This window comes from Bacillus cereus group sp. MYBK5-2 (assembly GCF_051915685.1).
GTDB classification, from domain to species: domain Bacteria; phylum Bacillota; class Bacilli; order Bacillales; family Bacillaceae_G; genus Bacillus_A; species Bacillus_A cereus.
Window position 1 is genome coordinate 74,251 of record NZ_JBQAFE010000003.1, and the last position, 12,387, is coordinate 86,637.

The window sequence follows — 12,387 nt, forward strand, 5'->3', positions numbered from 1 at the left end:
GGTTTATTCGCATAAGATATAGATAGAATGATTTGTATCGTAAGCAGCACGAGTTTTCATTGAATCTTTGTTGCTCTATTGATATAATCAGTGCTAGTGTATATTGGCGAGACTATTAGGAGTTGAGAACATAGATGAATAAAGAAGAAAGAGCAAAAAGACAGTCCAAAATCCGTAATTTCTCTATTATTGCTCATATTGACCACGGAAAATCAACGTTAGCAGACCGTATTTTAGAGAAAACAAACGCGTTAACACAACGTGAAATGAAAGCTCAGTTGCTTGACTCTATGGATTTAGAGCGTGAGCGTGGTATTACAATCAAATTAAACGCAGTACAATTAAACTATAAAGCAAAAGATGGTGAAGAGTATATTCTTCATTTAATTGATACACCAGGACACGTCGACTTTACGTACGAAGTATCTCGTAGTTTAGCGGCTTGTGAAGGCGCGATTCTTGTAGTAGATGCAGCGCAAGGTATTGAAGCGCAAACGTTAGCAAACGTATACTTAGCGCTTGATAATAATTTAGAAATTTTACCAGTTATTAATAAAATCGACTTACCGAGTGCGGATCCAGAACGTGTACGTCAAGAGGTAGAAGATGTAATTGGTTTAGATGCATCAGAAGCGGTACTTGCTTCTGCGAAAGCTGGAATTGGTATTGAAGAAATTTTAGAACAAATTGTTGAAAAAGTACCAGCTCCGGCGGGTGATTCAGAAGAGCCGTTACAATGTATGATTTTCGACTCTTTATATGATCCATACCGCGGTGTAATTGCTTATATCCGTGTTGTAAATGGAACAGTAAAAGTTGGCGATAAAGTACGTATGATGGCAACGGGTAAAGAATTTGAAGTAACAGAAGTAGGTGTATTTACACCGAAAACTACGCAACGTGACGAGTTAACGGTAGGTGATGTAGGTTTCTTAGCAGCATCGATTAAAAATGTTGGTGACACACGCGTTGGTGATACGATTACACATGCGAAACGTCCAGCTGCAGAGCCGTTAGCAGGTTACCGTAAGTTAAACCCGATGGTATTCTGTGGTCTGTATCCAATTGACTCTGCTCGTTATAACGATTTACGTGATGCATTAGAAAAATTAGAGTTAAACGATTCTGCCCTTGAGTTTGAACCAGAAACATCTCAAGCGCTAGGATTTGGTTTCCGTTGTGGTTTCTTAGGACTTCTTCACATGGAAATCATTCAAGAACGTATTGAACGTGAATTTAAGATTGACTTAATTACAACAGCGCCAAGCGTTATTTATAAAGTTTATTTAACTAACGGTGAAGATGTTATTGTTGATAACCCATCTAATATGCCAGATCCACAGTCTATCGATCGTGTAGAAGAGCCGTTTGTGAAGGCTTCAATTATGGTTCCGAATGACTATGTTGGAGCTGTAATGGAGATTTGCCAAGGTAAACGTGGAACGTTTATTGATATGCAATATTTAGATGAAACGCGTGTTACATTAACATATGAAATCCCGTTATCAGAAATCGTATATGACTTCTTTGATCAATTGAAATCAAATACGAAAGGGTATGCATCATTTGACTACGAGTTAATTGGCTATAAACCATCTAAACTTGTGAAAATGGATATTCTTTTAAATAATGAACAAGTGGATGCTTTATCATTTATCGTACACCGTGATTCAGCGTATGACCGTGGTAAAGTAATCGTAGAGAAATTAAAAGAATTAATTCCGAGACAACAGTTCGAAGTGCCAATTCAGGCGACTATCGGAAATAAAGTTGTAGCACGTTCTACAATTAAAGCGATGCGTAAAAACGTACTTGCAAAATGTTACGGCGGTGACATTTCTCGTAAGCGTAAACTTCTTGATAAGCAAAAAGAAGGTAAAAAACGTATGAAGTCTGTTGGCTCTGTAGAAGTACCGCAAGAGGCATTCATGGCTGTACTGAAAATGGATGACAACTAATATTTGAAATAAAAAAGAAGTCGTTTGTGCGGCTTCTTTTTTCTGTATAATTACTTTTTAGACATCTGAGCAGCTCTCATTTACAATAATGAGAGAGCTTTTTAGTTCATATAGAGTTAGGAGATTGTTAATGTCCGAAAATATTCGAAAAGATATTCAAGATAAAATACAAAATGGTAATTTTAATTGTGAAAAGGAATTGACGCTTTCTATTATTAGTGGAAAGTGGAAAGTTGTGATACTGTGGCATCTTGGTGTGGAAGGGCCGCATCGTTTCAGTGAATTACAACGGTTATTCCCAAGCATTTCTCATAAAGTTTTGTCGAACCAATTAAAAGAGTTAATGGAAGATGGGATTGTTGATCGGACAGTATATCCCGAAATTCCTCCTCGCGTTGAGTATTATATGACGGAACTAGGCATGTCACTTTTACCGATCGTTGAAATGATGTATGATTGGGGAAAAATGCGAATGGAACAAATTCGTAATACGTTAGAGAAGTAGAGAACCCTCCGGAGTGCGGAGGTTTTCTTTTTAGAAAGGTAGGAGTTATATTTGGTACAAGCTGCATACATTCATATTCCGTTTTGTCAGCACATTTGTCACTATTGTGATTTTAATAAAGTGTTTATTGAACGCCAACCGGTTGATCAATATTTAGATTATTTAGAGAAGGAAATAATAAATACGGTTCAAAAAGTTCCATTTGATAGTATGAAAACGATTTTTGTGGGTGGGGGAACTCCGACAGCGTTAAATATGGAACAGACAAAAAAATTACTCGAGATTATTAATCGTCATTTGCGTCCGTTCGCCCCGAATTGTGAATTAACATTTGAAGCGAATCCAGGAGATCTACCGAAAGAGAAGCTAAATGTACTGCTAGAAGGTGGAGTAAATCGAATTAGTTTTGGTGTGCAAACGTTCCGTGATGAACTTCTTGAGAAGATCGGGCGCAAGCATACGAGGGAAGATGCATTCCTCGCGATTCGAGAGGCACAGGAAGTAGGCTTTAAAAATATTAATGTAGATATTATTTATGCTTTGCCAGGACAGACGATAGAAGATGTAAAAGAAACATTAGATATTGCTTTTACGCTTGGTGTACAACATTTCTCGGCATATTCATTAATTGTGGAGCCAAAAACAGTGTTTTATAACTTAATGAACAAAGGGAAATTACGTCTTCCGGGTGAAGACCATGAAGCGAAAATGTATGAAATAGTAATGGATGAAATGGAGAAACACGGTTATAACCAGTATGAAATTAGTAATTTCTCAAAAGGTGACAATAAAAGTAGACATAATCTCACATACTGGAATAATGAAGAGTATTATGGATTTGGAGCTGGAGCTCATAGTTATGTGAACGGAGAACGTATTCAAAATGTTGGTCCCCTGAAGCAATATTTTAATAAAATTGATGAAACAGGATTTCCGTATTTAGATGTTCACAAAGTGACGGAGAAAGAAAGAATGGAAGAAGAGCTGTTCTTAGGGCTTCGAAAAACAAAAGGTGTTTCTAAAACGGCGTTCCGCAATAAATTTAATGTAGAGATGGATCAAGTTTTCGCGAAGCAGTTACAAAGCAACCAAGAGCAGGGATTGCTTGAAGAGGAAGATGGACATGTGCGTTTAACGCGAAAAGGAAAATTATTAGGGAATGAAGTATTCCAATCATTTTTGATTGACTAATTAAATGTTCTATAGGCGTGAAAAAGTTTCATTATTTCGTGACGTTTCCGTTGACAATTGAATGTCAATTTTGGTAAGTTATTAATAGATTTAGCACTCAAAGACAAAGAGTGCTAACAGAGGTGATGATGAGATGCTTACGGAACGTCAGCTCTTAATTTTACAAACAATTATTGATGACTTTATTGGATCAGCGCAGCCCGTTGGGTCTAGAACGTTGGCTAAAAAAGATGAAATCACATTTAGTTCAGCTACTATTCGAAATGAAATGGCGGACTTAGAAGAATTAGGCTTTATTGAAAAAACGCACAGTTCTTCTGGACGTGTTCCTTCTGAGAAAGGCTACCGATTTTATGTAGACCATCTTTTAGCGCCGCAAAACTTACCGAACGCTGAAATTGTACAAATTAAAGATTTATTTGCTGAAAGAATTTTTGAAGCGGAAAAAATTGCACAGCAATCTGCTCAAATTTTATCAGAACTTACGAATTATACGGCAATTGTTCTTGGACCGAAGTTAAGTACAAATAAACTTAAAAATGTACAAATTGTGCCGCTTGATCGTCAAACTGCAGTCGCTATTATTGTAACCGATACAGGGCATGTACAAAGTAAAACGATTACCGTTCCGGAATCTGTTGATTTATCAGATTTAGAAAAAATGGTTAATATTTTAAATGAAAAGCTATCTGGCGTACCGATGGAAGAACTTCATAATAAAATCTTTAAGGAAATTGTTACAGTTTTACGTGGGTATGTTCATAATTACGATAGTGCAATAAAAATGTTGGATGGTACATTTCAAGTTCCGTTATCGGAAAAGATATACTTTGGAGGAAAAGCAAATATGCTTTCGCAGCCAGAGTTCCATGACATTCAAAAGGTTAGATCTTTACTTACCATGATTGATAATGAAGCCGAATTTTATGACATTTTGCGTCATAAACAAGTCGGGATTCAAGTGAAAATTGGTAGGGAAAACTCTTCGACGGCTATGGAGGATTGTAGTTTAATTTCTGCAACATATTCGATCGGCGAAGAGCAACTTGGAACAATTGCTATTTTAGGTCCTACGAGAATGCAATACTCTCGTGTAATTAGTTTGTTACAGTTATTTACGAGACAATTTACTGATGGGCTTAAAAAGTAAATGAGAGTAATACATTCGCTCAAGTGATGAAATTTTCATTGCTGTGTGTAATATATAATGCTTAGGTAATCATGCTATGCATGATACCTAATACCTTTTAAGGAGGTGAATATTGTGGAAGAGCGTAACGAACAAGTGGTAGAAGAAGTAAAAGAAGCGCAAGTTGAAGAAGCTGTCACGCCAGAAAACAGTGAAGAAACTGTAGAAGAAAAAAGTGAGGCTGCTCTTTTACAAGAAAAAGTAGATGAGTTACAAGCGAAACTAACGGAAACGGAAGGTCGCACATTACGTCTACAAGCTGATTTTGAAAATTATAAGCGCCGTGTCCAAATGGATAAACAGGCTGCTGAAAAATATAGAGCACAAAGTCTAGTTTCAGACATCTTGCCAGCTCTTGATAATTTTGAAAGAGCAATGCAAGTGGAAGCGACTGATGAGCAAACGAAATCCTTGTTACAAGGTATGGAAATGGTGCATCGTCAATTGTTAGAAGCGCTGACTAAAGAAGGTGTGGAAGTGATTGAAGCTGTTGGTAAACAGTTTGATCCTAATGAACACCAAGCTATTATGCAAGTGGAAGATAGTGAATTTGAATCAAACGCGGTTGTGGAAGAATTCCAAAAAGGTTATAAATTAAAAGACCGTGTGATTCGCCCATCAATGGTAAAAGTAAATCAATAATTTACATAAAACTAGGAGGATTCGCCATGAGTAAAATTATCGGTATTGACTTAGGTACAACAAACTCTTGTGTAGCTGTTATGGAAGGTGGAGAACCAAAGGTTATCCCAAATCCAGAAGGGAACCGTACAACACCTTCTGTTGTAGCTTTCAAAAATGAAGAACGTCAAGTTGGGGAAGTTGCAAAGCGCCAAGCAATTACAAACCCAAATACAATCATGTCTGTTAAACGTCATATGGGTACAGACTACAAAGTAGAAGTTGAAGGTAAAGATTATACACCTCAAGAAATTTCTGCCATCATTTTACAAAACTTAAAAGCTTCTGCTGAAGCATACTTAGGTGAAACAGTAACGAAAGCTGTTATTACAGTACCTGCATACTTCAACGATGCAGAGCGTCAAGCAACGAAAGATGCTGGTCGTATCGCTGGTTTAGAAGTTGAGCGTATCATTAACGAGCCAACAGCAGCAGCACTTGCTTACGGTTTAGAAAAACAAGACGAAGAACAAAAAATCTTAGTATATGACTTAGGTGGCGGTACATTTGACGTATCTATCCTTGAGTTAGCAGACGGCACATTCGAAGTTATTTCAACTGCTGGTGACAACCGTCTTGGTGGCGATGACTTTGACCAAGTTATCATCGATCACTTAGTAGCTGAGTTCAAAAAAGAAAATAACATTGATTTAAGCCAAGATAAAATGGCGCTTCAACGCTTGAAAGATGCAGCTGAAAAAGCGAAAAAAGATCTTTCTGGTGTAACACAAACTCAAATTTCATTACCATTCATTAGTGCTGGAGCTGCTGGTCCATTACACTTAGAATTAACGTTAACAAGAGCGAAATTCGAAGAGCTTTCAGCAGGTCTTGTTGAAAGAACATTAGAGCCAACTCGTCGTGCATTAAAAGACGCTGGTTTTGCTCCAAGCGAATTAGATAAAGTTATTCTTGTTGGTGGATCTACTCGTATCCCAGCTGTACAAGAAGCTATTAAACGTGAAACTGGTAAAGAGCCATATAAAGGTGTAAACCCTGATGAAGTTGTAGCATTAGGTGCTGCAGTTCAAGGTGGCGTACTTACTGGAGATGTAGAAGGCGTTCTATTATTAGACGTAACTCCACTTTCTTTAGGTATTGAAACTATGGGTGGCGTGTTCACGAAATTAATTGAGCGTAACACTACAATTCCAACAAGTAAGTCACAAGTATTCTCGACAGCTGCTGATAATCAACCAGCAGTAGACATTCACGTATTACAAGGTGAGCGTCCAATGTCAGCTGACAACAAAACGTTAGGTCGTTTCCAATTAACTGACCTTCCACCAGCACCACGTGGTATTCCACAAATCGAAGTAACATTCGATATTGATGCGAACGGTATCGTTAACGTACGTGCGAAAGACTTAGGAACAAGCAAAGAGCAAGCTATTACAATCCAATCTTCTTCAGGTCTTTCTGATGAAGAAGTAGAACGTATGGTACAAGAAGCGGAAGCAAATGCTGACGCTGACCAAAAACGTAAGGAAGAAGTTGAACTTCGTAACGAAGCTGACCAACTTGTATTCCAAACAGACAAAGTTGTAAAAGATTTAGAAGGTAAAGTAGATGCAGCTGAAGTTGCAAAAGCAACAGAAGCGAAAGAAGCATTACAAGCTGCAATTGAGAAAAACGAGCTTGAAGAAATTCGTGCGAAAAAAGATGCTTTACAAGAAATCGTACAACAATTAACTGTTAAATTATACGAGCAAGCTCAAGCAGCTGCTGGTCAAGCAGAAGGTGCGCAAGGTGCACAAGACGCTGGCGCGAAGAAAGACAATGTAGTTGACGCTGAGTTTGAAGAAGTAAAAGAAGACAAGTAATTCAACTGTAAACATAATAAGTAAGATGACAAAAAGTCAAAGTCAAGCGTGCCTTGACTTTGGCTTTTTTCACGAATGAGAAGCGATGTGTGAGGATCTTAAGTTTTTCGCTTTGCATACTGTAAGTGAGGAAACTTTGTTGCAAAGCACTTTCTTTCGGTGTTAAAATTACGTTTATGTGAAAGATTCGGGGGTTGTAAATTTATGAGTAAACGAGACTATTATGAGGTCCTTGGACTTAGCAAGGGCGCTTCAACAGATGAAATAAAAAAAGCGTATCGTCGTTTGGCTAAAAAATACCATCCAGACGTAAGCAAAGAAGAAAATGCAATTGAAAAGTTTAAAGAAGTACAAGAAGCATATGAAGTGTTAAGTGATGATCAAAAGCGTGCGCAGTACGATCAATTTGGTCATGCTGGTGCAAATCAAGGATTCGGTGGATTTGGCGGCGGAGGAGACTTCGGCGGTGGCTTCGGTTTTGAAGATATATTTAGTTCTTTCTTTGGCGGTGGCGGCGGCAGACGTCGTGATCCAAATGCTCCGCGCCAAGGTGCTGACTTACAATATCAAGTCACTTTAGATTTTGAAGAAGCTATTTTTGGTAAGGAATTAAATGTGGAAATTCCAGTAGAAGATCCATGTGATACTTGTAAAGGTAGTGGAGCAAAACCAGGAACTTCAAAAGAAACATGTAAACATTGTTCAGGTTCTGGTCAAGTGAGTGTTGAACAAAACACACCGTTTGGTCGTATCGTAAACCGTCAAGCTTGTGGTCATTGTTCAGGAACTGGACAAATTATTAAAGAAAAATGTACGACATGTCACGGTTCAGGTAAAGTTCGTAAACGTAAAAAAATCAATGTTAAAATTCCAGCGGGTATCGATAATGGTCAACAAATTCGAGTGTCTGGAAAAGGTGAAGCCGGCGTAAATGGCGGACCAGCAGGAGACTTATATGTTGTCGTTCATGTAAGAAATCATGAATTCTTCGAGCGTGAAGGAGATCACATTATTTGCGAAATGCCATTAACATTTGCGCAAATGGCGCTTGGTGATGAAGTGGAAGTTCCTACTGTTCATGGTAAAGTGAAGCTGAAAATTCCAGCAGGAACACAAACTGGAACAGAATTCCGCTTAAAAGGAAAAGGTGCTCCGAATGTACGTGGATACGGCCAAGGAGATCAATATGTAGTCGTTCGTGTTGTTGTACCGACGAAATTGACTTCACAGCAAAAAGATTTATTACGTGAATTTGCAGGACAAGAAGAGCAGGATGATAGTTTATTCGGAAAGCTTAAACGTGCTTTCAAAGGGGAATAATGGAAATAAAAAATGGAGTTGGTAAATTGTGAAATGGTCAGAAATTAGTATTCATACAACAGAAGAAGCAGTAGAAGCTGTCTCTCATATTTTACATGAAGCTGGTGCTAGTGGAGTTGCGATTGAGGATCCAGCGGAGTTAACGAAAGAGCGCGAGCAACAATATGGTGAAATTTATGCATTGAACCCAGATGAATATCCGGCGGAAGGTGTATTAATAAAAGCGTATTTCCCGCAAACGGATTCTTTACATGAAACGATTGCAGGTGTAAAATCATCTATTGATGTGCTTCCATCTTACGACATCGAAATTGGTACTGGAAATATTACCGTTAACGAAGTCAATGAAGAAGATTGGGCTACTGCTTGGAAAAAATATTACCATCCAGTACAAATTTCTGATACATTCACAATCGTACCGACTTGGGAAGAATATACACCATCTTCTCCTGATGAAAAAATCATTGAATTAGACCCGGGTATGGCGTTTGGTACAGGAACTCATCCAACAACAACGATGTGTATCCGTGCTTTAGAAAAAACAGTACAGCCAGGTGACAATATTATTGATGTAGGAACAGGTTCTGGTGTACTTAGTATTGCAGCAGCAAAATTAGGTGCGTCTTCTGTTCAAGCGTATGATTTAGATCCGGTTGCGGTTGAAAGTGCAGAAATGAATGTACGTTTAAATAAAACAGATGATATCGTGTCTGTTGGACAAAATAGTCTTTTAGAAGGTATTGAAGGTCCAGTTGATTTAATCGTAGCTAACTTATTAGCAGAAATTATTCTATTATTCCCTGAAGATGCAGCAAGAGTTGTGAAGTCAGGTGGATTATTTATTACATCGGGCATTATTGCTGCGAAGGAAAAAGTAATTTCTGAGGCGCTAGAAAAAGCTGGATTTACAATTGAAGAAGTGTTACGAATGGAAGATTGGGTAGCAATTATTGCACGAAATGCGTAATATAGATTTTAGTCTATAATGAAAAGGGGAGTCTCTCACTATAAGGTGAGGGACTTGCCGTTTGTTATATGAAAAATGATAACGTTTCGTTCTTTTCGTAAGTGTTGACTTACGAAAGGAACGAAACTCTACTAAGGTGATTATATGCAACGTTATTTTGTAGAAGAGAAATATGTAAATGAGACAAGTATTCGCATTGTAGGTGATGACGTACATCATATCGCAAGAGTGATGCGTATGTCAGCTGGTGATCATATTTATTGCTGTGTAAATGGAAAAACAGCAGTATGTTCAATTGATGAAATTACCAGTGAATTTATTAATACGGCTATTGTAGAATGGGTAGAGGCGTCAAGTGAACTTCCTGTTTTCGTGACGATTGCAAGTGGACTGCCAAAAGGAGACAAGCTAGAGTTAATTTTTCAAAAAGGAACTGAGCTTGGGGCAGCTGCATTCTTACCATTTCAAGCATCTCGCTCTATCGTAAAATGGGATGCGAAAAAAGCTGATAAAAAAGTTGAGCGTTTAAGAAAAATTGTGAAAGAAGCTGCGGAACAATCACATAGAAGTGAAATTCCAGAAGTACATGCTCCGGCATCATTTAAGCAATTGCTTTCAATGAGTGGTGAGTATGATGCTTGTCTTGTTGCTTACGAAGAGGAAGCAAAACAAGGCGAGAAATCTAATTTTGCGAAAGCTTTAACGACAATGAAACCAGGTCAAAAGCTATTGATTGTATTTGGCCCAGAAGGCGGTTTAGCTGAGGAAGAGATTACAGCGCTTCGTGAACATAAATTTGTACCATGTAGTTTAGGACCAAGAATTTTAAGAACAGAAACGGCGCCGTTATACGCGTTAAGTGCTGCTTCGTATCATTTTGAATTGATGGGGTGATGATCAATGTCAACTGTTGCGTTCCATACGTTAGGTTGTAAAGTAAACCACTATGAAACAGAAGCCATTTGGCAATTGTTTAAACAAGGTGGTTATGAAAGAACAGAATATGAAAAGAAAGCTGATGTATATGTTATTAACACATGTACAGTAACGAATACTGGGGACAAAAAAAGCCGTCAAGTAATCAGACGTGCTGTGCGTCAAAATCCAGATGCAGTTATTTGCGTAACGGGATGTTATGCACAAACATCTCCAGCTGAAATTATGGCGATTCCAGGTGTAGATATTGTAGTTGGTACACAGGATCGTGAAAAGATGTTAGGTTACATCGAAGAATTCCGTAAAGAGCGTCAACCAATTAATGCTGTCCGCAATATTATGAAAACACGTGTGTACGAAGAACTTGATGTACCTTATTTCACGGATCGTACACGTGCGTCTTTAAAAATACAAGAGGGTTGCAATAACTTCTGTACATTCTGTATCATTCCTTGGGCGCGCGGTTTAATGCGTTCTCGTGATGGAAAAGAAGTTATTAAACAAGCGCAACAATTAGTGGATGCAGGCTATAAAGAAATCGTATTAACGGGTATTCATACAGGTGGATACGGCGAAGACATAAAAGATTATAACTTAGCTGGATTACTTCGTGATATGGAAGCGGAAGTAGGCGGATTAAAACGTCTTCGTATTTCTTCTATTGAAGCGAGTCAAATTTCAGATGAAGTAATTGAAGTGTTAGATAAATCTGAAGTAGTTGTACGTCACTTGCATATTCCGTTGCAATCTGGTTCTAATACTGTATTAAAACGTATGCGTCGTAAATATACGATGGAATTCTTCCAAGAGCGTTTAGATCGTTTGAAAGAAGCGTTACCAGGCCTTGCGATTACATCTGACGTAATCGTTGGTTTCCCAGGTGAAACAGAAGAAGAATTCATGGAAACATACAATTTCATTAAAGAGAACCGCTTCTCTGAGTTACATGTGTTCCCTTACTCAAAACGTACAGGAACACCTGCAGCACGCATGGAAGATCAAGTTCCTGAAGATGTGAAGAATGATCGTGTTCATCGTTTAATTGAGCTATCTAATCAATTAGCGAAAGAATATGCATCAGCGTTTGAAGGTGAAGTGCTTGAAATCATTCCAGAAGAGCAATTTAAAGACGGCGACCGTGAAGGGTTATATGTAGGGTATACAGATAACTACTTGAAAATTGTATTTGAAGGATCAGAAGAATTAATTGGTAAGCTAGTGAAAGTGAAAATTACGAAAGCTGGTTATCCATATAACGAAGCGCAATTTGTTCGTGTTCTTGAAGATGATGTGAAAAAAGAATCAGCAAGCGCATAAAAAAGAGCGTGCAACCGGAAACGGTTTGCATGCTTTCTTTATTTGAAGCGGTTAAGTACTAGAAGGTGGAGAGGCATTTCGTGCATCCCTGTATGAAAAAAGTTGAAATGATAAAAATATAGTTGTCTTCATGAAAGAAGGATACTAGCTATTTGTATAACTTTTGAAAAGGAAATGCTTCTATTCTTCTTTTATTCTGCCAAATAGTTGACCTGAAGTGATAAAATGTATTATAATCGTAAAAGACATGCTGAAGAAGTGTTTCTTTTTGCATGCTGAAGTTAGTATGTAAGTGTGATGTTTCGGAGGGAGGGAAAGAGAATGTCAAAAACAGTCGTTCGTAAAAACGAGTCTTTGGAGGATGCACTTCGCCGTTTTAAAAGATCGGTTTCTAAAACTGGTACACTTGCTGAAGCAAGAAAGCGCGAGTTTTATGAAAAACCAAGTGTAAAACGTAAGAAGAAATCTGAAGCGGCAAGAAAGCGTAAATTCTAAGAGAG

At 38.0% G+C, this 12,387-nt stretch carries 11 protein-coding genes; all 11 read left to right on the forward strand.

Annotated elements, in window-relative coordinates:
- The first annotated feature begins 134 nt into the window (after positions 1-134).
- Positions 135-1,958 carry an elongation factor 4 gene (lepA, locus tag ACTFP3_RS12655; RefSeq protein ID WP_001030949.1) on the forward strand — a complete coding sequence of 608 codons (1,824 nt, stop codon included), beginning with the start codon at positions 135-137 and terminating at the stop codon, positions 1,956-1,958.
- A 130-nt stretch (positions 1,959-2,088) separates the two neighbouring features.
- Positions 2,089-2,463 carry a winged helix-turn-helix transcriptional regulator gene (locus ACTFP3_RS12660; RefSeq protein ID WP_001293539.1) on the forward strand — a complete coding sequence of 125 codons (375 nt, stop codon included), beginning with the start codon at positions 2,089-2,091 and terminating at the stop codon, positions 2,461-2,463.
- A gap of 51 nt (positions 2,464-2,514) precedes the next feature.
- Positions 2,515-3,654, forward strand: a complete 1,140-nt coding sequence (hemW, locus tag ACTFP3_RS12665) for a radical SAM family heme chaperone HemW (protein ID WP_000249433.1) — start codon at positions 2,515-2,517, stop codon at positions 3,652-3,654.
- A gap of 133 nt (positions 3,655-3,787) precedes the next feature.
- Positions 3,788-4,804 carry a heat-inducible transcriptional repressor HrcA gene (gene hrcA, locus ACTFP3_RS12670; RefSeq protein WP_000954941.1) on the forward strand — a complete coding sequence of 339 codons (1,017 nt, stop codon included), beginning with the start codon at positions 3,788-3,790 and terminating at the stop codon, positions 4,802-4,804.
- A gap of 114 nt (positions 4,805-4,918) precedes the next feature.
- Complete coding sequence (gene grpE / locus ACTFP3_RS12675) at positions 4,919-5,485, forward strand: nucleotide exchange factor GrpE (protein WP_000392711.1); 567 nt, start codon at positions 4,919-4,921, stop codon at positions 5,483-5,485.
- A gap of 26 nt (positions 5,486-5,511) precedes the next feature.
- Complete coding sequence (gene dnaK / locus ACTFP3_RS12680; protein WP_000034700.1) at positions 5,512-7,347, forward strand: chaperone protein DnaK; 1,836 nt, start codon at positions 5,512-5,514, stop codon at positions 7,345-7,347.
- A 204-nt stretch (positions 7,348-7,551) separates the two neighbouring features.
- Positions 7,552-8,667 (forward strand): chaperone protein DnaJ, encoded by a 1,116-nt coding sequence (dnaJ, locus tag ACTFP3_RS12685; protein WP_000043947.1) that lies wholly within the window; start codon positions 7,552-7,554, stop codon positions 8,665-8,667.
- Positions 8,668-8,695: 28 nt separating this feature from the next.
- Positions 8,696-9,634 carry a 50S ribosomal protein L11 methyltransferase gene (gene prmA, locus ACTFP3_RS12690; RefSeq protein ID WP_000872101.1) on the forward strand — a complete coding sequence of 313 codons (939 nt, stop codon included), beginning with the start codon at positions 8,696-8,698 and terminating at the stop codon, positions 9,632-9,634.
- Positions 9,635-9,778: 144 nt separating this feature from the next.
- The gene (locus tag ACTFP3_RS12695) at positions 9,779-10,528 is read left to right on the forward strand and encodes a 16S rRNA (uracil(1498)-N(3))-methyltransferase (protein WP_001190154.1); all 750 of its coding nucleotides are present in this window, start codon (positions 9,779-9,781) and stop codon (positions 10,526-10,528) included.
- A gap of 6 nt (positions 10,529-10,534) precedes the next feature.
- A complete protein-coding gene (mtaB, locus tag ACTFP3_RS12700) occupies positions 10,535-11,887 on the forward strand; it encodes a tRNA (N(6)-L-threonylcarbamoyladenosine(37)-C(2))-methylthiotransferase MtaB (RefSeq protein ID WP_000108679.1) in 1,353 nt (450 codons plus the stop codon).
- Positions 11,888-12,208: 321 nt separating this feature from the next.
- Positions 12,209-12,382 (forward strand): 30S ribosomal protein S21, encoded by a 174-nt coding sequence (gene rpsU, locus ACTFP3_RS12705; RefSeq protein WP_000048061.1) that lies wholly within the window; start codon positions 12,209-12,211, stop codon positions 12,380-12,382.
- The last annotated feature ends 5 nt before the right edge of the window (positions 12,383-12,387 follow it).